Below are 19,961 nucleotides of genomic sequence, written 5' to 3'. Positions count from 1 at the left end.
GGAACCCCATGTCCAGCGTACTTTCCACCGGTACCGGTGCCCTGCTCGCCTTCCAGCGTGCGTTGGCGACCACCAGCCACAACGTGGCCAACCTCAATACGCCCGGCTACAGCCGGCAGAAGGTCAACTTCTCCACCGCCGATCCGCAGAACTATGGCTACGGCACGGTCGGCAACGGTACCCGCATCACCGACATCCGCCGCACCGCCGACCAGCTGGCCATCTCGCGCCTGCTCGACAGCAGCGGTGAACTGGCGCGCCTGAAACAGCTTTCGGGCATGGCCGACCGGGTCAACGCGCTGTTCTCTGATGCGGCCACGAATGTCTCTGGTGTGTGGTCGAACTTCTTCGACTCGGTCAGTGGCCTGTCCTCCAATGCCTCCGGCACGGCCGATCGCCAGAACATGCTCGATGGCGGCAAGGCCCTGGCCAACCGCTTCGTGCAGCTCAACACCCACCTGAACAACCTCAACAGCGAGGTCAACAACGGCCTGCTGGCCGGTGCCACCGAGGTCAACCGCCTGGCGCAGGAGATCGCGCAGATCAACGGTGCGATCGGCACCAACATCGCCACCGCCGCGCCCGACCTGCTCGATCGGCGCGACCAGCTGATCACCCAGCTGATCGGCTACACCGGCGGCACGGCGGTGATCCAGGACGGCGGCATCATGAATGTCTACACCGCCGGCGGCAACGCGCTGGTGGTGGGCACCACCGCGACCAAGGTCACCACCGTGGCCGACCCGTACCAGCCCGAGCGCCTGCAGCTGGCCCTGGAAACGCAGGGCAACACCATCCGCCTCGACCCGAAGGCAGTAGGCGGCCAGATCGGCGGCCTGATGGAGTTCCGCGACACCGTGCTGACCCCGGCCCAGGCCGAACTGGGCAAGTTGGCTGTCGGCCTGGCCGAGACCTTCAACCAGGCCCACCACCAGGGCGTGGACATGTATGGCCAGCTCGGGGGCGACTTCTTCAACATCGGCAACCCGCGCGTCACCGCCAACAACGCCAACACCGGCACCGCCAGCCTCAGCGCCACCTATGGCGACCTGGGAAAGCTGGACGCGCAGAACGTGGTGCTGCAGTTCGATGGCAGCAACTGGAAGGCCAGCCGGGCCGACACCGGCGCCAGCGTTCCGCTGGCCGGCACCGGCACCGCCGCCGATCCGCTGGTGATCAACGGCGTCACGCTGGTCGTTGGCGGCACCCCCGCTGCCAACGACCGATTCCTGCTGCAGCCCACCGCGGGCGTCGCCGGCAGCATGGAGATCGCCATCACCGATCCGTCCCGGATTGCAGCCGCTGCCGCGGTAAAGGGCGCCGCCGCGACGGCCAACACGGGCACCGGCAAGCTGAGTGGCGTGACCGTGACCGATTCGAGCAACGCGAACCTGCGCAACCCGTCGGCGATCGTGTTCACCTCGGCGACCACCTACACCATCGACGGTGGCCCGCCGCAGACCTATACGCCTGGCCAGACCATCAGTGCCAACGGCTGGAGTTTCGTGCTCGATGGCGCGCCCAAGGTCGGCGACACCTTCAACATCACCCCGACGCCGGCCGGCTCCTCCGACAACAGCAACGCCTCCAGGCTGGCCAAGGTCGAGAGCGCCAAGGCCTTCAATGCCGGCACGGTGACGCTGAACGGCGCGCTGGGTGGCCTCACCACCCAGGTGGGTGCTGCGGCCCGTTCGGCCGAGTACTCGCTGGAAGCGCAACTGGTGATCAACGACAAGGCGCAGGAAGCGCGCGATGAAGTGTCCGGCGTCAACCTGGACGAGGAAGCGGCCGACATGCTGCGCCTGCAGCAGGCCTACCAGGCCGCCTCGCAGCTGATCTCCACCGCCGACAGCATGTTCCAGACCATCCTGGGAGCCGTCCGCCGATGAGCAGCCGCATCTCCACCAGCATGATGTACAACCAGTCGGTGTCGCTGATGATGGCCAAGCAGGCCAAGCTCAGCCACCTGGAGCAGCAGATCGCCACCGGCAGCAAGATCGTCTCAGCAAAGGACGATCCGGTCGGGGCCGGCGCAGCGGTCGGACTGGACCGCAGCCTGGCCGCACTGGAACGGATGAAGCTCAACGCCGGCAACGTGCAGAACCGGCTGGGCGTGCAGGAAAACACCCTGGCCCAGGTCAATGATCTGATGGGGCGCGTCAACGACCTGACCATCCAGGCCAGCAACCCCGCCCTGAGCGCGTCCGACAAGAAGACGCTGATCACCGAACTGAACCAGATCCGCGACGGCCTGCTGTCGCTCGCCAACGCCGAGGACGGCACGGGTCGCTATGTATTCGGCGGCACCAACGACGGCGATCCGCCGTTTGCCAGGATCAATGGCAAGGTGGTCTACCGCGGTGACCAGACCCAGCGCCAGATCGAGGTCGGCCCCGATACCTACGTGCGCGATGCCCTGCCCGGCAGCGAAATCTTCATGCGCATCCCCACCGGCGATGGCTTCGTCGATGGCGCCGCTGCGGCGGGCAACACAGGTAACGGCGTGCTGACCAACATCACCCGTGATGGCAGCGACAGCTGGAACGGGCAGTCCTTCAGCATCCGCTTCACCGCTGCCGACCAGTACGAGGTGCTGGATGGCGCCGGCAACGTGACCGGCACCGGCACCTTCAAGGCAGGTGACAACATGGAAGTGAACGGCGTGCGGCTGCAGATTACCGGCGCGCCGGCAGCGGGCGACAGCTTCAACGTGAAGCCGGCGAGCAGCCGCGACATCTTTGACACCATGGACAAGCTGATCGCCGCACTGGATGCCGACACCGGCACCACCGCGAAGATGAGCGCCCAGCAGAACGAACTGCAGAGTGCATTGCGTGACGTGGCGCGCGCGTCGGAGCGGATGATCGATTCGCGTGCGGCCGGTGGCGCGCAGCTGAAGGCACTGGACAACGCCGCCGACATGCGCGAAGCCAACAGCGTGACGCTGAAAACCACGCTGTCGCAGATGCGCGACCTGGACTACGCCGATGCGCTGAGCCAGTACCAGTTGCAGAGCACCGCGCTGCAGGCGGCACAGACGATCTTCTCGCAGATGCAGTCGATGTCGCTGTTCAACAAGATCGGCTGACCGCTCTTCCCCGTCAGCCCTGAAAGGCCGCGATGCCCTGCATCGCGGCCTTTCTCGTTTCTGCGGCCCGTTGCTGCGGAGCGCGCCAGGCCGCTTTCCGCGAATTTTCCGTGATTACCCATCAAGCCCGGCCCCACCCCGCCGATACCTTCATCAGCGCTGGTTGGGCCTGCCCAACCGCCCCTTCCGGGGGCGCCTTCACGCCCCTTCGGGGCTGGAAACCCCCGGAAAAACAGCCTCCGGCAACGAATTACGACTTCAACGGAATTCACGGCTAAAGGTTGTTGACAAAGCGCCGTTATTCATTTGGCAACGGCGAAGCACACAGCCACACAAAAAAAACAGGCGGCGCTTCGTTTCATTCACCAACGGGTTCCATATAAGAGGAGACGACCCCATGGCACAGGTAATCAACACCAATACGATGTCGCTCAACGCTCAGCGCAACCTGAGCACCAGCGGCAACTCGCTGGCCACCACCATCCAGCGCCTCTCGTCCGGCCTGCGCATCAACAGCGCGAAGGACGACGCCGCCGGCCTGGCGATCTCGGAGCGCTTCAGCACCCAGATCCGCGGCCTGGACGTGGCCATCCGCAACGCCAACGACGGCATCTCGCTGGCCCAGGTCGCCGAAGGCTCGCTGAGCGAAGTCGGCAATAACCTGCAGCGCATCCGCGAACTGGCCGTGCAGGCGTCCAACGCCACCAATTCCAGCAGCGACCGCAAGGCCCTGCAGGCTGAAGTGACCCAGCTGGTCAGCGAAATCGACCGCGTCGCCAAGCAGAGCGACTTCAACGGTACCAAGCTGCTGGATGGCTCGTTCACCAGCCAGCTGTTCCAGGTCGGTGCCAACGCGGGCCAGGCCATTGCGATCAACAGCGTGGTGGACGCCAAGGCTGAATCGCTGGGCTCCACCACCTTTGCCGATGTTTACAAGGGCGAGGGACTGACCAACGACAAGGCCGCCACGGACTCGGTGTTCTCGCAGTTGCAGATCACTGTCACCCCGCCCAACGGTGGCACAGCCAAGAGCATCGACATCGGCGATATCACGGTCAAGGCCGGCGAATCCATCACTGCCGCCACCGCTGCTGCCATCAACGGCAAGTTGGGCGAGACCGGCGTCATGGCCAAGATCGAATCCGGCAAGATCCAGCTGGTATCGGTCAAGGATGGTCAGACGTTCGCTCTGGGTAACGCCGGCGCACCGTCCAAGTCGACCACGCCTGTCCCGACGCCGGTGACTGATTTCACGGAGATCGGCCTGGATCAAGCCGCAGGTGGCACCGGAGGCACCATCGGCACCGGCTCAAAGCCCAGCTTCGTCAAGGACATCAACATCACCACCGCTGAAGGCGCCCAGCAGGCCCTGTCGATCGTCGACAAGTCGCTGGAATCAGTCAACAGCGTCCGCGCCGACCTCGGCGCGATCCAGAACCGCTTCACCTCGGTGGTCGCCAACCTGCAGACCTCCTCGGAAAACCTGTCGGCATCCCGCAGCCGTATCCGCGATACCGACTTCGCCAAGGAAACGGCGGAACTCACCCGGACCCAGATCCTGCAGCAGGCCGGCACCGCAATGCTGGCCCAGGCCAACCAGGTCCCTCAGAACGTGCTCAGCCTGTTGCAGCGCTGACATACGGCGCTCCTGAAGCACGTCAGGAGCGTTGATCCCCTCGTACGTGCACTGCTCAAGGAACTTTCCTCATGGCACAAGTCATCAACACCAACACCATGTCGCTCAACGCTCAGCGTAACCTGAGCACGAGCGGCTCCTCGCTGGCCACCACCATCCAGCGTCTGTCGTCGGGTTCCCGTATCAACAGTGCAAAGGATGACGCTGCAGGCCTGGCGATCTCCGAGCGCTTCGGCACCCAGATCCGCGGCATCGACGTCGCCATCCGCAACGCCAACGACGGTATCTCGCTGGCACAGACCGCTGAAGGCTCGCTGTCGGAAATCGGCAACAACCTGCAGCGTATCCGTGAGCTGTCGGTGCAGTCGGCCAACGCCACCAATTCGACCAGCGACCGCAAGGCCCTGCAGGCCGAAGTGACCCAGCTGGTCAGCGAGATCGACCGCGTCGCCAAGCAGTCGGATTTCAACGGCACCAAGCTGCTGGACGGTTCGTTCTCCAGCCAGCTGTTCCAGGTCGGTGCCAATGCAGGCCAGGCCATTGCTATCGACAAGGTTGTGAATGCGAAGGCTGACGCCCTTGGTAGCACCACCTTCGATAGCAACTCCATGACCCTTACGGCAGGCACCGGCACGCCGGTCGCCGGCGAAGAGCTGAAGATCTCCGGCCTGAAGATCAGTGGCGGCAGCCTGACCAGTGCGGTGGACATTGGCGATGTAAAGATCACCAGCACCGGCGATGCCACTGAAGATCTGAAGGCGGCTACCAAGGCCACTGTTGCAGCCATCAACGCGAAGATCGGCGAAGCAGGCGTCTACGCGGAGGTAGATGCAACCACTGCCGGCAAGATCACCCTGACCTCGGTCAAGGAAAGTGCTGACAAGGACGGTAAGTTCAGCGGCCTGGCCGTTGCAGCGGGCACCGGCAGCTTCACCAGTGACGAAGTTACGGCCCATGACGATGCCGCCATTCCGGCCGATGGCACTCAGCTGTTGAAGGACGTCAAGATCGATACGGTCGCCGGTGCACAGCAGGCAATTGCAGTCATTGACAAGGCCTTGGGTTCGATCAACAACACCCGCGCTGACCTGGGTGCGATCCAGAACCGCTTCACCTCGGTCGTCGCCAACCTGCAGACCTCGACGGAAAACCTGTCGGCTTCGCGTAGCCGCATCAAGGACACCGACTTCGCCAAGGAAACCGCCGAACTGACCCGCACCCAGATCCTGCAGCAGGCCGGTACGGCCATGCTGGCCCAGGCCAACCAGGTGCCGCAGGGCGTGCTGAGCCTGCTGCGCTGATACCTGGCAGTCCGGTCCACTACGCATCGACGTAGACGTAGAAGCGGATGCTGCCGCCGGCCCTGGCCGGCGGCAGCATCCAACCGGAACTACCTGGCGGCACGAAGGCGCGGGCCATGCCCGGCCCGGGAAACCTCCCGAACCGGCTCGGCATCGCCCGCTCCTGCGGACCTCTCTTTCAGCGCTGTACCTTTGACTGTACGTACCGGGCGGCTTCGTCTCCCCCCGATTGTCAGTAGCCTGATCCCTCCCCTGCATTGGGGGAGGGCTTTTTGCAGACCCCCGGCAGCCTGCGGTGAATGTCCCCGCACCCTGCCCCAACCCTCCTGCAATCTGCGTGCCAGAACCCGCGCCGGATCATTGGCACGACACATGCATCAACGAAGCCCTCAAGACCCAGCGGCGCAGGCCGCTATTTTCGTTGACGACGGGCCGCCGCACGACGGCCAGGCCCGGATACCAGGAGAAACGACGTGGCAGACTTTGGATACGGTGGCATTGGCTCGGGGCTGGACATTTCCAGCATCGTCAACCAGCTGGTCGCAGCTGACCGCAAGCCCGCCGACAATGCGCTGAACCTGCAACAGTCCAAGGCCAAGATGCAGCTGTCGTCGATCGGCACCGTTACGGCGGCCTTCGACAAGCTGAAGACCGCGCTGACGGCCCTCAAGGCCACGACGGCCTTCGATACCCGCACCGTCACCGCCACCGGCAAGGCCGGTCCGAACAATGCAGATGATGTGCTGACGGCGTCGGTCGCGTTGTACGACGTGGGCACGACCAAGGCAGCGGCCTCCAACGGCACGCACCAGGTGGAGGTGAAATCCCTCGCCACGGCACACAAGCTGATCGCCGATACCTCGGTGCCCAAGACCGACACCTTCGGTGCCGGAACCTTGACGCTGACCGTTGGCGTGGGCGACAAGGCCAAGACCATGAACGTGACGGTGGAGGACGGCGACACGCTGACCACCATCCGCAACAAGATCGATGCCGCCGGACGCAAGGAAGGCGTGCAGGCCACGCTTATCAGCTCGGGCGACAACCAGTATCTGTCGATCGCCCAGGAAAAGACCGGTGCCGCCAACGCGATCAAGCTGGAGTATGCCGGCAGCGACCCGAAGCTGGGTGCACTGGTAGGCAGCCTGAAACAGAACACCGCCGCAGCGGATGCCGAATTGACCATTGATGGCGTGAGCGTGGTCAGTGCCAGCAATACGGTGACCGATGCAGTACCTGGCCTGACCCTGAACCTGAAGGTTCCCGGCAAGAGTACCGTGGTGATCAGCACCGACACGGCCGCCGCGACCAAGGTCATGCAGGAATTCGTGACCGCCTACAACGCGGCGATCGCGGCGATCAACACGGAGACCAAATACGACGCCAAGACCAAGGAAGCCGCCACCCTGACGGGTGACGCGCAGATGCGCGGCGCCTCCAGCCAGCTGCGTTCGATGATGTCGAGCGTACTGAAGGAGCTCTCGGCCGACGGCCTGGATCCGAAGGTGCTGGGCCTGCAGACCCGCGGTTATCCCAACGCCGACGGCAGCCTCGTTCTCGATACCACCAAGTTTGCCGCCGCACTGGCCAGCCAGCCTGAGAAGATCCGCTCGGCCATCACCGGCGACACCGGCGGTGCTGGCACCCTGTACACCATGGTCGACGGCTATGTCAGCACCACCGTCGGCAAGGAAGGGGCGTTCGTCGCCCGTACCAAGGGCCTGAACACCACGCTGGACAACATCGACAAGCGCCGCAAGGACCTCGACACGCGCATGAAGAACGTCGAGGAACGCTACAAGAAGCAGTTCCTGGCGCTGGACAGCCTGATGGGCAAGCTGCAGCAGAGCAACACCGCACTGCAGCAGCAGCTGGCACAGCTGAACCGCTAAAGGACGGCGTGCAACGCTCAAGTTTGGCGTGGTTCGCACCGATAACGGACGCAACAGCAATCAACGCCGCACCGCCGGCCACGGTCCCCACGACCACCCGACGGCACCCAGCGCAAGGAGAATCACGAATGTACGGTTCCAGCCGTCAATATGCCGAGCAGTACCGCCAGGTGGGAGTGACCAGTGCGGTTGCCGACGCCGATCCGCACAAGCTGGTGGCGATGCTGCTGGCGGGCGCGCTGGAGCGCGTACGCCGTGCCCAGGCCAGTCTTGAGCGTGGCGACCAGGCCGGAAAGGGCAAGGCGATCGGCGAAGTCTGCGCGATTGTCGGCCACCTCAACGGCTCGCTGGATCACGAAGCCGGCGGCGAGATCGCCGGCAATCTGTCGGCACTGTACGACTACGTGTTGCAGCGCCTGACCGAGGCCAACCTGCACAACGACCGTGCCGCGCTGGATGAATCGCTTCAACTGCTGGGCGAGATCGACAGCGCCTGGAATGCGATCCCGCAGGAACAGCGCCGCCCGGCCGCGGTGGCGCCATGAGCCTGCACGAACTGCACGCCCAGCTGGATGCCTTCGAGAAGGCCCTGGGCGAAGAGTCCCTCGACCAGGCCGACAGCCTGCTCGACGGCCACGACAGCACGCTGCATGCGCTGCTCAGCCAGCCGCTGGCCGCCACCGACCACGCACCGCTGGCTGCGCTGTTCGATCGCCAGCAGAATCTGCTCGGCCTGCTGCGCCAGCGCCGTGATGCGGTGGCAGCACTGATGAATGACGGTCAGCGTTCCCTTCGCGCAGCGCATGCCTACCTGCAGGCAGAATCGCTGGCATGATCCAATTGCCGACCACGTCACTGCACCACCCGGCTGAAAGCGAGCTGTTCGACGAGACGCTCAGCTGCGAGCTGGCCCTGCCGGCCGAGTTCCAGGCAGGCAGCGCGGCCGGTCGCACCAGCAGCGCCGAAGGCCTGCTGCGCAGCCTGGCGCTGGTTGAAGACAGCCGCGTTGACGACCATGACGACCGCAATGAGGCCAGCCTGCAGTTGCAGCGGCTGGAGGCCAAGCTGGATCTGGCGATGGTGCTGCTCGGCCGGCTGGTACGCCAGCAGGGCCAGGAACTGACCCTGCGCCCCGTGCGCTGGTCGCGCCGCGGCATCCGCCTGCAGCTGGGCCCACGCAGTGGCGCCAGCCCCGGCCAGGCCGGCGTGGTGCGCCTGCAGCCCAGCGATTGGCTGCCCGACCATATCGACCTGCCGGTGGAAGTGATCGCCGAAGCGGCGGACGGTGGCGGCGGTCACTACCTGTGGCTGCGTTTCCAGCGTCTTGGCGATGGACTGGAGATGGCGATGGAGCGGCACTTGTTCCGCCTGCACCGCCGCCAGGTGGCCGAGGCGCGCCGCGCCCGCTGAAACCTGCCACCATCACGCTTTGCGGGCAAGCCTTGGCGCGCCCGTTCAGCTAAGTTAAGGTGGACTCCCCTACACGGATCTGTTGCGTGCCTGTGCGAGTTCTCATCGTCGACGATCACACCCTCGTCCGCGCCGGCCTGGCGCGGCTGCTGCAGGGGTTTGCCGACGTGCAGCTTGTTGCCGAGGCCAGCAACGCCGAGCAGGCACTGCAGCTGGCCCTGCAGCACGCACCGGATGTGGTGCTGATGGACCTCTCGCTGCCGGGCCGCACCGGCCTGGAAGCACTCAGCGACATCCGCCTGCGCGCGCCCGGTACCCGGGTGGTGATGATGACCATGCACGACGATGCCGCTCACGTGCGCGATGCGCTGGATCGGGGCGCGGTCGGGTTCGTGGTCAAGGATGCAGCACCGCAGGAGTTGGAACTGGCGCTGCGCGCCGCGCACGCCGGCCAGGTGTTCCTGAGCCCGCAGATCTCCGCCAAGATGCTGGCCCCCATGCTGGGCCGCGAGAAGCCCACCGGCATCGCCGCGCTGTCGCCGCGCCAGCGCGAGATCCTGCGCCGCATCGGCAAGGGTGAGAGCAACAAGGAAATCGCCGCCGACCTCGGCATCAGCGTCAAGACGGTGGAGACCCACCGCGCACGCATGATGGAATCGCTCGGCTGCCGCCGCGCCAACGATCTGCTGCTGCTGGCCGCGCGCCACCAGCACGAGCTGGAGTAAGCGCGAGCCTCGGCGGCGCGAAACGATGGCTGGGTAGAGTGGGCTGTTGGTAGAGTCGACTGCCAGTCGACTTGCGCGCGGAGCGCGGGACTTTTCCTTGGCCTGATCGGAGAGCAGTCGACTGACAGTCGACTCTACCGGTGATCGTCTCTATCGACAGCCGACGCAGCCAACCCGCACCCAGCGACGAATTCCCGTCGCCCTGACACTCCCCGACAGGAATCCGTACACGGCGCAGCCCGATCAATCCGGCCTTTGCACCGGAAATCAGCAACTTAGCAGCGATCATCGTCAACAATCCGCGTCGATGTAGGGAATGCCCCTACACCCCGTCAGGACATTCACCAAGCCCCTCAGGAACCCCCTGATTCCGCCCCCGCCGGATCAAAAGCAAGATGCGTTCCACAAGGCGCCGGGGAGCGGCGCCGGGGAACCACGATGAAGGCTGCACTCTCGACCCAGCTGGGCCAACAACTTCACCTCACCCCGCAGTTGCTGCAGTCGATCCGGCTGCTGCAACTCGACGGCCTGCACCTGGAGCAGGAAATCCAGCGCCTGCTGGACTCCAATCCGCTGCTGGAGATCGAAGAGGCCGAGGCGCCGGCTGCCGACGCCACCGAAGCCAGCACCCCCACGATCGATACCGCCGCCTTTGACGAGCTGCCCGAGCCGTCGATGTGGGACGTGGCCGGTGCCAGCTGGCAGGACGGCGACGACGACCGCATGGCGCGCATCGCCGCCGGCGAGTCGACCGACCCGCAGCTGCGCGTGCTGCAGCGCCTGTCGCTGGACATGGATGATCGCCAGTTGGCGGTCGCCGCCTTCTGGCTGGACCAGTGCGATGAGGCAGGTTACCTGCAGGCGCCGCTGGCACAGCTGCAGCTGCTGGCCAGTGCCCAGTTCGACATCGCTGCCGACGGTGTGGAAGCCATCCGCCAGCAGCTGCTGCACGGCGAGCCCGCAGGCATGGCCGCCCAGGACCTGCGCGAAGGCCTGCAGGCGCAACTGCGCAGCCTGCACGGCGTCGTGCCGGCCCGCCACCTGGCCACCCGCATTCTCGATGGCGCGCTCGAAGCGCTGGCCGCGCACGACTACCCCGCCCTCGCCCGCCTGCACGATGCCGAGATCGACGACGTCCGCGAGGCCGTGCGCCTGATCCTCTCGCTGCAGCCGCGCCCGGGCGACAGCCTGCTGCCCGAACGCAACGCGGTGGTGGTGCCGGACGTCGTCGCCTGGCACGCCGACGGGCAGTGGAAGGTCGCCCTGAACCCGGCCACCAGCCGCCGCGTGTCGATCAACAGCCAGTACGAACAGGTGCTGGCCGAAACCAGCGACGCCGCCCCGGCGCTGCGCGAGATGCTGCAGGAGGCGCGCTGGTTCAGCCGTGGCCTGTCGATGCGCTACGACACCCTGCTGCGCACGGCGCGGGTGATCGTCGAGCGCCAGGCCGCCTTCCTGGTGCGCGGCGAAGAGGCCATGGCGCCGTTGACCCTGAAGGAAGTGGCCGAGGAGATCGGCATGCACGAGTCCACCGTCTCGCGCATCACCACCGGCAAGTTCCTGCAGACCCCGCGCGGCACCTTCGAACTGAAGCACTTCTTCGCCGTGCGCCTGGAGGGCGCCAGCGTCTCCGGCCAGGCGGTGAAGGCCATGGTCCGCCGCCTGATCGACGCCGAACCGGCCGGCCGCCCGCTGGCCGATGAGGCCATTGCCGGCCTGCTGTCGCGCCAGGGGGTGAACATTGCCCGCCGAACCGTCGCAAAATACCGAGAACAACTGGATATCGCCCCGGCCCGCGAACGGCGCCGGCTCAGCGCCAGGCAACCCCAGCTGGCCCGGGTGGGCTGAAAAGGATGTTGGACATGAACAAGCTCACGGTCCTGCTGGTCGATGACCACGAGGGCTTCATCAACGCGGCGATGCGCCACTTCCGCAAGATCGACTGGCTGCAGATCGTCGGCAGCGCCGGCAACGGCCTGGAAGCGATCGAGCGCTCGGAAACGCTGCGCCCGCAGGTGGTGCTGATGGATCTGGCCATGCCGGAAATGGGCGGCCTGCAGGCCACCCGCCTGATCAAGTCGCAGGACGATGCGCCGTACATCGTGATCGCCAGCCACTTCGACGACGCCGAGCACCGCGAACACGCGCTGCGCGCCGGCGCCGACAACTTTGTCAGCAAGCTGTCCTACATCCAGGAAGTCATGCCGATCCTGGAAGGCCTCAGGGAGGAACAGTCGTGAGCGAATCGCGCATCCTGGTGCTGGACAACGACGCCGTGCGCGCAGAGCGCACCGTTGCCCTGCTGGAGTTCATGGACTTCAACCCGCGCTGGGTGTCCGACGCAGCCGACTTCGACCTGGGCCGACAGCGCCAGAACGACTGGATGGCGGTGATCGTCGGCAGCCTGGACGACAGCGCTGCCAGTACCGCGCTGTACCACTGGCTGGGCGGCAGCAGCCTGCCGCCGCCGGTGCTGCTGGCCGACGGTGACGCCGCAGCGTTTGCCCAGCAGCACGGCCTGCACGAAGCCAACATCTGGCCGCTGGAGACGCCGCTGCGCCACGCGCAGATGGAAGCCCTGCTGCGCCGCGCCAGCCTCAAGCGCCTGGATGCCGAGCACCAGGCCGGTGCCGCGCAGGAGCAGGGACCGACCGGCAACGGCCCGGCGGTCACCGCGCTGCGCACCATGATCGAACAGGTGGCCGCGTTCGACACCACCGTGCTGGTGCTGGGCGAATCCGGCACCGGCAAGGAAGTGGTGTCGCGCGCCATCCACCAGCGTTCGCCGCGCCGTGATGGCCCGTTCGTGGCAATCAACTGCGGCGCCATTCCGGCCGACCTGCTGGAAAGCGAACTGTTCGGCCACGAGAAGGGCGCCTTCACCGGCGCACTGACCGCGCGCAAGGGCCGGTTTGAAATGGCCGAGGGCGGCACCCTGCTGCTCGACGAAATCGGCGACATGAGTCTGCCGATGCAGGTGAAGCTGCTGCGCGTGCTGCAGGAACGCAGCTTCGAGCGCGTCGGTGGCAACCAGACCATCCGCTGCAATGTGCGTGTCGTGGCCGCGACCCACCGTGATCTGGAAACGCGGATCGCCGAAGGCAAGTTCCGCGAGGATCTGTTCTACCGCCTCAACGTGTTCCCGATTGAAGTGCCCGCGTTGCGCGAGCGCCGTGAGGACCTGCCGGCGCTGGTGGAAACCATCGCCGCGCAGCTGGCCCGCACCGGCCGTGGCGAAGTGCGCTTCACTCCCGAAGCGCTGCAGGCGCTGTCCAGCTACGAATGGCCGGGCAACGTGCGCGAGCTGACCAACCTGGTCGAGCGCCTGGCGGTGCTGCATCCGGGCGGTTCAGTACGCGTGCAGGACCTGCCGGCCCGCTACCGTGGCGACGCCGCGCTGGCCGCCGTCGCTACGCCGGCGCCGGCACAGCCCGCCACCAGCGAAGAGCGACTGGACCTGCGCAGCTTCTCGTTCCACACGCCCGGCAGCGGCAACCAGCCGGCGCTGGAGCACGGCATCGCCGTCAATCGCCCGGCGGCACCGGCCGCCCTGCCCGACGAAGGCATGGACCTGCGCAACCACATGGCCAACATCGAACTGGGCCTGATCAACGAAGCACTGGAACGTACCCAGGGCGTGGTCGCCCACGCCGCCCAGCTGCTCGGCCTGCGCCGCACCACCCTGGTGGAAAAGCTGCGCAAGTACGGCATCGAGCGCGAGCAGGCCGAACTGGCCGGCTGACGCGTGCTGCCAGCATGAAGGGGGCACGAACGCCTGGGCTTGCCCGGGCGTTGGTGTTTCTGGCGCCGCTGCACGACGTCAGTAGATCCACGCCATGCGTGGATAGAGACCGTGGCCGCGCGCTGACAACGCCGCGCATCTGCACGAATTCCTACAGACAACGTTGCCGCGTTCCGGAGGATGGAGTGGGACTTCCCAACGAGGCTCCACCATGCATCGCCTTACCCTGCTCGCCGCCCTGCTCTGCCCCGGCATTGCCACCGCCACCGGCTGCACCCCGCCCGCCACGCTCGACCAGCGCCAGAATTCCGGCCGATGGACCCTGCAGCCATAGGCCAGAAAACCGACGCCGGTTAAATGGCGCCACGACCGGGGTCAGAGCCCGTTGCGTTGCAACGGGATCCGACCCCGTGCCGACCAACGGTCGGCACCCACCACCATCAGAAGCACCATCAGCAGCAGGTTCCAACAGATCGCGGCCCACTGTCGAAGGCGGGGTGGGTCCGGTTGCGGGGGTGTCCGCGGCATGGATGCCGCGGCCAAGCCCCCAAGGACGGGTTTACGGCGTCCCCCGCAGCCGGACCCACCTCGCCAACCCACGGAATACGTGCTTTTGCTGTCGCTTCGGCCTTGGTTTCGGCGGGTGCCGGGCGCAGCCCGGCCGTACCTTACTTTTCGATGCCCGGGCCGAATTTCAGCTCCGTACCGTCCTTCAACTGCAGCTTCTCGGCCTGGCCGGCGTTGAGCTCCAGCACGTAACGTGCCGGGCCACCGCTGGGGTAGGGCGGGCACATGTCGCCGGCCGAGCACGGCGGCACGTCGCGCTGCTGGCTGACCAGCCTGCGCTCGTTGTCGAAGTACAGGATGTCCAGCGCGATCCTGGTGTTCTTCATCCAGTACGCCTGCATTTCCTCGCGGTCGTGGATGAACAGCATGCCGTGGTCGGCCGCCATCTGGTCGCGGAACATCAGCCCGCGCGCGCGGGTCTCGTCATTGGTAGCCAGCTCGACCTGGTAGCGGGCGCCATCCAGCTCGACCCAGTGGCGGGCCGCATCGGTGGCGCAGCCGGCCAGCGCTAGCAATGGAAGCATCAGCAGCGAACGCAACAGCGACATCGTCAGGATCCTTCGGAAAGTCAGAGCACGACCGGCGGTTCGCCGCCGACGATCACCACATCGGCGCGACGGCGGGCGAACAGGCCGACGCAGACCACGCCCGGCAACTGGTTGAGCTCGCGCTCCAGCTTTTCCGGATCGGTGATCTGCAGGTTGTGGATGTCCAGGATCTGGTTGCCATTGTCGGTCACCACGCCTTCGCGCCAGGTCGGCTGGCCGCCGGTCATGTCGCGGATCTGGCGGGCGATCAGGCTGCGCGCCATCGGGATCACTTCCACCGGCAGCGGGAATTTGCCGAGTATCGGCACCTGCTTGCTCGGGTCGACGATGCAGATGAAGCGCTCGCTGGCCTCGGCGATGATCTTCTCGCGGGTCAGCGCGGCGCCACCGCCCTTGATCAGGCACTTGTTCGGATCGCACTCATCAGCGCCGTCCACGTACAGCGACAGGTTGCCGCTGTGGTTCAGCTCGATCACTTCGATGCCGTGCTGCTTCAGGCGCGCGGTGCTCTGCTCGGAGCTGGACACGGCGCCCTTGATGCGGTGCTGGATGCGGGCCAGGGCATCGATGAAATAGGCCACGGTGGAACCGGTGCCGACACCGACGATCATGCCGTCTTCAACGTACTCGATGGCTTTCTCGGCGGCCAGGCGCTTGGCTTCGGACATGGGAGAACTCTCAGGCAGGGAATCAGGATTTCTTTTCCAGCGACAGCAGCAGCTTCCACTGCGCGGCGGTCACCGGGAACACCGACAGGCGGTTGCCCTTGGCAACCAGCGGGAAGCCTTCACCCAGTTCCTCGGCGTGCAGCTTGATCTCGTCCAGCGCGATCACCTGCTTGAGCTTGCGGTCGAAGGCCACGTCCACCAGCATCCAGCGCGGGTTCTCGCGCGTGCTCTTGGGGTCGTGGTAGTCGGATTTTGGATCGAACTGGGTGTCGTCCGGATAGGCCGTGCTGGCCACCGTGGCCAGGCCGACGATGCCCGGCACCTTGGTATTGGAGTGGTAGAACAGGATGCCGTCGCCCACCTGCATGCCATCGCGCATGAAATTGCGCGCCTGGTAGTTGCGCACCCCGTTCCAGGGCTCGACCTTGACCTTGGCCAGATCATCGATGGAGAAAGCGTCCGGTTCGGACTTCATCAGCCAGTAGCGCTTGCGGGCGGTCATGCGTTCACGGGGGCAGCGGAGGGGAACAGGGTGCCGTCTTCGGTGCAGATCGCATCCACGGGCACGTCCCACGACGCCACCGGCAAGGACTCGACCTGCTGCACCGCGAACGCAGCACCGACCAGCCAGGGCGGCGCCGGCCGGTCGTGGCGGAAGGCGAAGCTGCGATCATACCAGCCGCCCCCCATGCCCAGCCGCCGGCACTGCGTGTCGAAACCCACCAGCGGGGCCACCACCAGCGTCATCTGTGCTGGTTCCAGGGTGTCTTCCAGCGCCACGTCCGGCTCGGGAATGCCGTAACGGTTGCTGGTCAGCGGCTGCCCCGGCCGCCACGGCGCGAAGCGCAGCACGTCGCCGGCCAGCACCGGCAGGCAGTAGGTGAGGCCTTCGGGCAACTGCAACTGCCAGCGGTGCAGGGCGATCTCGCCATCCAGCGCCCAGTAGCCGGCCACGGCGCCTTCGCGCGGGGCGAACGGCAGGGCGAGCAGGGCATCGGCAAGCGATTCGGCGGCGGCGATGCGCTCAGCGGCGGAAAGGTCGCGGCGGCGTTGCCGCAGGTCGTGGCGCAGGGCCTGGCGCGGGTCGGTCATGGCAGCGTGCGGCGGGGGAACAGCCGTCATTGTGCCGGAAAGAACAAGGGCGACGCCCGAAGACGCCGCCCTTGCTGGAATATTGCATTCTCCGCAATGTCGATGCATGCGAAACGACCTTGAACCCGGGGGCTCAAGTGGGAACGCTGGAGAACCATCGGGCTTCCCGCTACAAGGCGGACCTGCACTCCCGGCGCTGTCGCGCTCCCGGTGTCGTTCTTAAGGGACAAGGCGAATGTTTGCACATGCCGTCGAGTACCGCAGAGAACGCGTGGCCATTATAGCCAGCGCGCCGGATCTGGATAGGCCGTTCGTCGGCAACAGTACGTGCCAATTCAGATATGAGAAGACGCGTTGTGCACGGTCTTCAGGCGCCGCCGTCGATGGCGCGGTCCAGCCGCCGGTTCAGGTCCGCCAGCGTCTGCTGCAGGGCCACGGCCTGGCGGGCGTTCTCGTCGCGCAGCAGCTGCAGTTCGTGGGCCAGGTTCAGCGCGGCCAGCACGGCGACACGGTCCACGGCGGCCATGCGGTTGCTGCCGCGGATCTCGCGCATGCGCGCATCGAGCAGGCGCGCAGCCGCCATCAGGCTGTCGCGTTCATCGCCGCCGACGCCCACGGTGTATTCACGATCGAGGATGCGGACACTGACCGGTTCGGCGCTCATGTGTGCTGCTCCAGGGATTTGAGCCGGCTGATCATTGCTTCCACCCGCGAGCGCGCCTGTTCGTTCTTGGCCAGCAGCGTCGAACGCTCGGCCACCAGCTGCTCCTGCTGGTGGCGCAGGCTGCGGTTCTCCTCGGCCAGGCGCTGGTTGCGTTCAAGCAACGCTTCCACGCGGGCGGCGAAGTCCTGCAGCTGGGCAAGGGGGTCGGCGGGTTCCATGCAGGCACGATAGGCAAGCCGGGCAAGGGCGGTCAAGCGCTGTCGCAGCAAGGCCGGAGGGCTACCGGGAGGACGCCGCCGGGTTGCTACACTACGGGGTCTCACGGGCGCGCGCGTGCGCGCTCCGGGTTTCCTTTCCGAACGAGCCGCACGATGACCGAACTTCCCTCCGTCGACGACGTTACCCGCGCCAGCCAGGAGCTGGGCCTGGGCGCCACCGCTGCCGAGCTGCATGGTGCGCTGTGTGGCTGGCTGGCCGCCGGCGGTGCCCCCGGCAACGACTGGCCGGCGCGCGTGCTGGCCGACGACAACCTGCCGCCGGTGGCCGCCGACAGCGTGCTGGGGCAGCTGCTGCAGGCCACCATCAAGCAGCTGGAAGACCGTGACTTCGCCTTCGAGCTGTTGCTGGCTGACACCGACGAGGTGTCCGCACAGGCCGATGCCATGTTCAGCTGGACCCGTTCCTTCCTGGGTGGTTTCGGCCTGGGCAGCGGCGGCCGTCGCCCGGCCCTGTCCGAAGAGGGTGAAGAAGCGCTGACCGACATGGCCAGCCTGGCACGCGCCTCCAGCGAGGATTTCGAGGCCGGCGGCGATGATGACGACGAAGCGCTGTCGGAGATCGAGGAATTCATCCGCGTGGCGGTGCTGCTGCTGCACGGCGACGTGGTGCTGGCCTCGCGCCACCGCCAGCGCCTGAACTGATGGACATCAAGCAGCGCACCGGCATTGCGGCCGGCGAATACAAGCGTCGTCGCCGCCAGCTGATGGACATGGCCGGCGAGGACGCGATCCTGGTGCTGCCGGCCGCGGCCGAGAAGGTGCGCAGCCTCGATACCCATTACCCGTTCCGCCAGGACTCGGACTTCCAGTACCTGAGCGGTTTCCCGGAGCCGGAGGCGGTATTGGTGCTGATCCCGGGCCGGCGCCACGGCGAGGCCATCCTGTTCTGCCGCGAACGTGATGCCGAGCGCGAAGCCTGGGACGGCAGCCGTGCCGGCCAGGAAGGCGCGGTGGCGCAGTACGGAATGGACGATGCGTACCCGATCGATGATCTGGACGACATCCTGCCGGGCCTGTTGGAAGGCCGTTCGCGCGTCTACTACCACTTCGGTCGCGACGCCGACTTCGACCTGAAGCTGATCGGCTGGGTCAACCGCGTGCGTTCGCAGGTACGCCACGGTGCGCAGCCGCCACATGAGTTCCTGGAGCTGGGCCACCTGCTGCACGAGCAGCGTCTGTTCAAGTCCGGCGCCGAAGTGGCACTGATGCACCACGCCGCACAGATCAGCGTGCGTGCGCATCTGGCGGCGATGAAGGCCGCCAGGGCCGGCATCCACGAGTACGAACTACAGGCCGAGCTGGAACGCGTGTTCCGCGCCAATGATGCGGTGCCCGCGTACTGCAGCATCGTCGGCGCCGGCCGCAATGCTTGCATCCTGCATTACCGCGACAACAACGCGCGGTCGCGCGATGGCGAGCTGGTGCTGATCGATGCCGGTGCCGAGTACCGCGGCTACGCCAGCGACATCACCCGCACCTTCCCGGTGAACGGCCGCTTCAGTGCCGAGCAGCGCGCGCTGCACGACCTGGTCGGCGATGCGCAGGCGGCGGCGCTGGCCCAGGCCAGGCCGGGCGTGCCCTACGAGGCCGGCCATCTGGCCGCAGTGCAGACCTTGACCGAGGGCCTGCTGCGGCTGGGCCTGCTGAAGGGCACGCTGGAAAAGAACCTGTCCGAGGGCCTGTACCAGCGCTTCTACCGGCACAAGACCGGGCACTGGATCGGCATGGACGTGCACGACGTGGGCGACTACCGCTTGGCCGGTGACTCGCGTCTGCTGGAGCCGGGCATGGCGTTCACCATCGAGCCTGGGTTGTACATCGGCGTGGATGACACGACGGTGGAGCCGCGCTGGCGCGGTATCGGTATCCGCACCGAGGATGACGTGCTGATCACCGACGATGGCCATCGCGTGCTGACCGAAGGCCTGGCGCGCAGCGCCGACGAGATCGAAGCGGTGATGGCGGGGTAAGGGGTGTTCTGCAGGGCTTGCAGCCCTGCACCTGCAGAGGCCACAGCAACAGCAACCGCAACAGCGGCATTCCGTGGGATGGGGGGGTACTGTGGGTTTGCGGGGCCGCCGCAAGTACGTCCTTGTAGGCTTGGTCGCCGCATCCATGCGGCTCACACCCCGCAAACCCAACAGTACCCCGCCTTCGACAGGTTCACGCGGCTGTTGGTGGGTGCCGACCGTTGGTCGGCACATCTGTCAGACATCGAATGAATCATCCACGCATGGCGTGGATCTACTGGCAATTGCGGCTGTTGGTAGGTGTCGACCTTGGTCGACACAGAGCGAGCGCAGCGAGTGACCCGCTTCTGCTTTTCTTTTTCTTTTCCGTGGTTGGACGC

General features: G+C 66.2%; 21 protein-coding genes and 1 other RNA gene. 15 read left to right on the top strand and 7 right to left on the bottom strand.

Annotated elements, in window-relative coordinates:
- Positions 1-8: 8 nt before the first annotated feature.
- From flgK to N5C25_RS14725, 13 genes are all read left to right on the top strand, one after another.
- The gene (gene flgK / locus N5C25_RS14785; RefSeq protein ID WP_279937197.1) at positions 9-1,889 is read left to right on the top strand and encodes a flagellar hook-associated protein FlgK; all 1,881 of its coding nucleotides are present in this window, start codon (positions 9-11) and stop codon (positions 1,887-1,889) included.
- The gene (gene flgL, locus N5C25_RS14780) at positions 1,886-3,088 is read left to right on the top strand and encodes a flagellar hook-associated protein FlgL (RefSeq protein WP_279937196.1); all 1,203 of its coding nucleotides are present in this window, start codon (positions 1,886-1,888) and stop codon (positions 3,086-3,088) included. The genes flgK and flgL overlap by 4 nt, the downstream gene beginning before the upstream one ends.
- 397 nt (positions 3,089-3,485) lie before the next feature.
- On the top strand, positions 3,486-4,724 hold the full coding sequence (locus N5C25_RS14775) for a flagellin (RefSeq protein WP_021201757.1): 1,239 nt from the start codon (positions 3,486-3,488) through the stop codon (positions 4,722-4,724).
- A 71-nt stretch (positions 4,725-4,795) separates the two neighbouring features.
- A complete protein-coding gene (locus N5C25_RS14770; protein WP_279937195.1) occupies positions 4,796-6,025 on the top strand; it encodes a flagellin in 1,230 nt (409 codons plus the stop codon).
- Positions 6,026-6,498: 473 nt separating this feature from the next.
- Positions 6,499-7,917 (top strand): flagellar filament capping protein FliD, encoded by a 1,419-nt coding sequence (fliD, locus tag N5C25_RS14765; RefSeq protein WP_279937194.1) that lies wholly within the window; start codon positions 6,499-6,501, stop codon positions 7,915-7,917.
- 128 nt (positions 7,918-8,045) lie between these two features.
- Positions 8,046-8,462 carry a flagellar export chaperone FliS gene (gene fliS, locus N5C25_RS14760; protein WP_021201753.1) on the top strand — a complete coding sequence of 139 codons (417 nt, stop codon included), beginning with the start codon at positions 8,046-8,048 and terminating at the stop codon, positions 8,460-8,462.
- Positions 8,459-8,752: a hypothetical protein gene (locus N5C25_RS14755; protein WP_021201752.1), complete on the top strand. Its 294-nt coding sequence runs from the start codon at positions 8,459-8,461 to the stop codon at positions 8,750-8,752. The genes fliS and N5C25_RS14755 overlap by 4 nt, the downstream gene beginning before the upstream one ends.
- Entirely contained in the window at positions 8,749-9,327 is a 579-nt protein-coding gene (locus tag N5C25_RS14750) for a PilZ domain-containing protein (RefSeq protein ID WP_279937193.1), read from the top strand. Before N5C25_RS14755 ends, N5C25_RS14750 begins: the two co-directional genes overlap by 4 nt.
- Before the next feature lie 92 nt (positions 9,328-9,419).
- Positions 9,420-10,052, top strand: a complete 633-nt coding sequence (locus N5C25_RS14745; RefSeq protein ID WP_005413261.1) for a response regulator transcription factor — start codon at positions 9,420-9,422, stop codon at positions 10,050-10,052.
- Between the two features lie 438 nt (positions 10,053-10,490).
- Positions 10,491-11,900, top strand: coding sequence for an RNA polymerase factor sigma-54 (gene rpoN, locus N5C25_RS14740; RefSeq protein WP_058980030.1), 1,410 nt, complete (start codon positions 10,491-10,493; stop codon positions 11,898-11,900).
- A gap of 14 nt (positions 11,901-11,914) precedes the next feature.
- Positions 11,915-12,292 (top strand): response regulator transcription factor, encoded by a 378-nt coding sequence (locus N5C25_RS14735; protein WP_005409556.1) that lies wholly within the window; start codon positions 11,915-11,917, stop codon positions 12,290-12,292.
- Positions 12,289-13,794, top strand: coding sequence for a sigma-54 dependent transcriptional regulator (locus N5C25_RS14730; RefSeq protein ID WP_279937192.1), 1,506 nt, complete (start codon positions 12,289-12,291; stop codon positions 13,792-13,794). Before N5C25_RS14735 ends, N5C25_RS14730 begins: the two co-directional genes overlap by 4 nt.
- A gap of 211 nt (positions 13,795-14,005) precedes the next feature.
- Positions 14,006-14,128: a hypothetical protein gene (locus N5C25_RS14725; protein WP_278251212.1), complete on the top strand. Its 123-nt coding sequence runs from the start codon at positions 14,006-14,008 to the stop codon at positions 14,126-14,128.
- Between the two features lie 334 nt (positions 14,129-14,462).
- Here the strand turns inward: N5C25_RS14725 and N5C25_RS14720 are convergent, their stop codons facing one another.
- From N5C25_RS14720 to N5C25_RS14690, 7 genes are all read right to left on the bottom strand, one after another.
- Positions 14,463-14,909: a DUF192 domain-containing protein gene (locus N5C25_RS14720; RefSeq protein ID WP_058980531.1), complete on the bottom strand. Its 447-nt coding sequence runs from the start codon at positions 14,907-14,909 to the stop codon at positions 14,463-14,465.
- Positions 14,910-14,929: 20 nt separating this feature from the next.
- A complete protein-coding gene (gene rpiA / locus N5C25_RS14715) occupies positions 14,930-15,577 on the bottom strand; it encodes a ribose-5-phosphate isomerase RpiA (protein WP_058980530.1) in 648 nt (215 codons plus the stop codon).
- A gap of 22 nt (positions 15,578-15,599) precedes the next feature.
- The gene (locus N5C25_RS14710; RefSeq protein WP_005410901.1) at positions 15,600-16,079 is read right to left on the bottom strand and encodes an EVE domain-containing protein; all 480 of its coding nucleotides are present in this window, start codon (positions 16,077-16,079) and stop codon (positions 15,600-15,602) included.
- Positions 16,076-16,669, bottom strand: a complete 594-nt coding sequence (locus tag N5C25_RS14705; RefSeq protein WP_279937191.1) for a 5-formyltetrahydrofolate cyclo-ligase — start codon at positions 16,667-16,669, stop codon at positions 16,076-16,078. The genes N5C25_RS14710 and N5C25_RS14705 overlap by 4 nt, the downstream gene beginning before the upstream one ends.
- A gap of 84 nt (positions 16,670-16,753) precedes the next feature.
- Positions 16,754-16,939, bottom strand: a non-coding RNA gene (gene ssrS / locus N5C25_RS14700) — 6S RNA.
- A 97-nt stretch (positions 16,940-17,036) separates the two neighbouring features.
- Positions 17,037-17,333 carry a cell division protein ZapA gene (locus tag N5C25_RS14695; RefSeq protein WP_006467013.1) on the bottom strand — a complete coding sequence of 99 codons (297 nt, stop codon included), beginning with the start codon at positions 17,331-17,333 and terminating at the stop codon, positions 17,037-17,039.
- The gene (locus N5C25_RS14690) at positions 17,330-17,551 is read right to left on the bottom strand and encodes a TIGR02449 family protein (protein ID WP_005410898.1); all 222 of its coding nucleotides are present in this window, start codon (positions 17,549-17,551) and stop codon (positions 17,330-17,332) included. Before N5C25_RS14690 ends, N5C25_RS14695 begins: the two co-directional genes overlap by 4 nt.
- A gap of 153 nt (positions 17,552-17,704) precedes the next feature.
- Between N5C25_RS14690 and N5C25_RS14685 the strand changes: the two genes are divergently transcribed.
- The gene (locus tag N5C25_RS14685) at positions 17,705-18,253 is read left to right on the top strand and encodes a UPF0149 family protein (RefSeq protein WP_019661998.1); all 549 of its coding nucleotides are present in this window, start codon (positions 17,705-17,707) and stop codon (positions 18,251-18,253) included.
- A 5-nt stretch (positions 18,254-18,258) separates the two neighbouring features.
- Positions 18,259-19,581 carry an aminopeptidase P N-terminal domain-containing protein gene (locus N5C25_RS14680; RefSeq protein ID WP_279937204.1) on the top strand — a complete coding sequence of 441 codons (1,323 nt, stop codon included), beginning with the start codon at positions 18,259-18,261 and terminating at the stop codon, positions 19,579-19,581.
- Positions 19,582-19,961: the final 380 nt, after the last annotated feature.

Origin of the sequence: Stenotrophomonas sp. GD03958, from assembly GCF_029839005.1 — a bacterium.
In the GTDB taxonomy this organism is placed as follows: domain Bacteria; phylum Pseudomonadota; class Gammaproteobacteria; order Xanthomonadales; family Xanthomonadaceae; genus Stenotrophomonas; species Stenotrophomonas hibiscicola.
The sequence above is the reverse complement of the archived record's forward strand: the minus strand, read 5'-3'. Positions and strand labels throughout refer to the sequence as shown.

What these genes read in the sequence shown, in the direction of transcription:
- flgK (WP_279937197.1), top strand. Translation starts at nt 9, where the DNA reads ATGTCCAGCGTACTTTCCACCGGTACCGGTGCCCTGCTCGCCTTCCAG.
- flgL (WP_279937196.1), top strand. Translation starts at nt 1,886, where the DNA reads ATGAGCAGCCGCATCTCCACCAGCATGATGTACAACCAGTCGGTGTCG.
- N5C25_RS14775 (WP_021201757.1), top strand. Translation starts at nt 3,486, where the DNA reads ATGGCACAGGTAATCAACACCAATACGATGTCGCTCAACGCTCAGCGC.
- N5C25_RS14770 (WP_279937195.1), top strand. Translation starts at nt 4,796, where the DNA reads ATGGCACAAGTCATCAACACCAACACCATGTCGCTCAACGCTCAGCGT.
- fliS (WP_021201753.1), top strand. Translation starts at nt 8,046, where the DNA reads ATGTACGGTTCCAGCCGTCAATATGCCGAGCAGTACCGCCAGGTGGGA.
- N5C25_RS14755 (WP_021201752.1), top strand. Translation starts at nt 8,459, where the DNA reads ATGAGCCTGCACGAACTGCACGCCCAGCTGGATGCCTTCGAGAAGGCC.
- N5C25_RS14750 (WP_279937193.1), top strand. Translation starts at nt 8,749, where the DNA reads ATGATCCAATTGCCGACCACGTCACTGCACCACCCGGCTGAAAGCGAG.
- rpoN (WP_058980030.1), top strand. Translation starts at nt 10,491, where the DNA reads ATGAAGGCTGCACTCTCGACCCAGCTGGGCCAACAACTTCACCTCACC.
- N5C25_RS14735 (WP_005409556.1), top strand. Translation starts at nt 11,915, where the DNA reads ATGAACAAGCTCACGGTCCTGCTGGTCGATGACCACGAGGGCTTCATC.
- N5C25_RS14725 (WP_278251212.1), top strand. Translation starts at nt 14,006, where the DNA reads ATGCATCGCCTTACCCTGCTCGCCGCCCTGCTCTGCCCCGGCATTGCC.
- N5C25_RS14720 (WP_058980531.1), bottom strand. Translation starts at nt 14,909, where the DNA reads ATGTCGCTGTTGCGTTCGCTGCTGATGCTTCCATTGCTAGCGCTGGCC.
- rpiA (WP_058980530.1), bottom strand. Translation starts at nt 15,577, where the DNA reads ATGTCCGAAGCCAAGCGCCTGGCCGCCGAGAAAGCCATCGAGTACGTT.
- N5C25_RS14710 (WP_005410901.1), bottom strand. Translation starts at nt 16,079, where the DNA reads ATGACCGCCCGCAAGCGCTACTGGCTGATGAAGTCCGAACCGGACGCT.
- N5C25_RS14705 (WP_279937191.1), bottom strand. Translation starts at nt 16,669, where the DNA reads ATGACCGACCCGCGCCAGGCCCTGCGCCACGACCTGCGGCAACGCCGC.
- N5C25_RS14695 (WP_006467013.1), bottom strand. Translation starts at nt 17,333, where the DNA reads ATGAGCGCCGAACCGGTCAGTGTCCGCATCCTCGATCGTGAATACACC.
- N5C25_RS14690 (WP_005410898.1), bottom strand. Translation starts at nt 17,551, where the DNA reads ATGGAACCCGCCGACCCCCTTGCCCAGCTGCAGGACTTCGCCGCCCGC.
- N5C25_RS14685 (WP_019661998.1), top strand. Translation starts at nt 17,705, where the DNA reads ATGACCGAACTTCCCTCCGTCGACGACGTTACCCGCGCCAGCCAGGAG.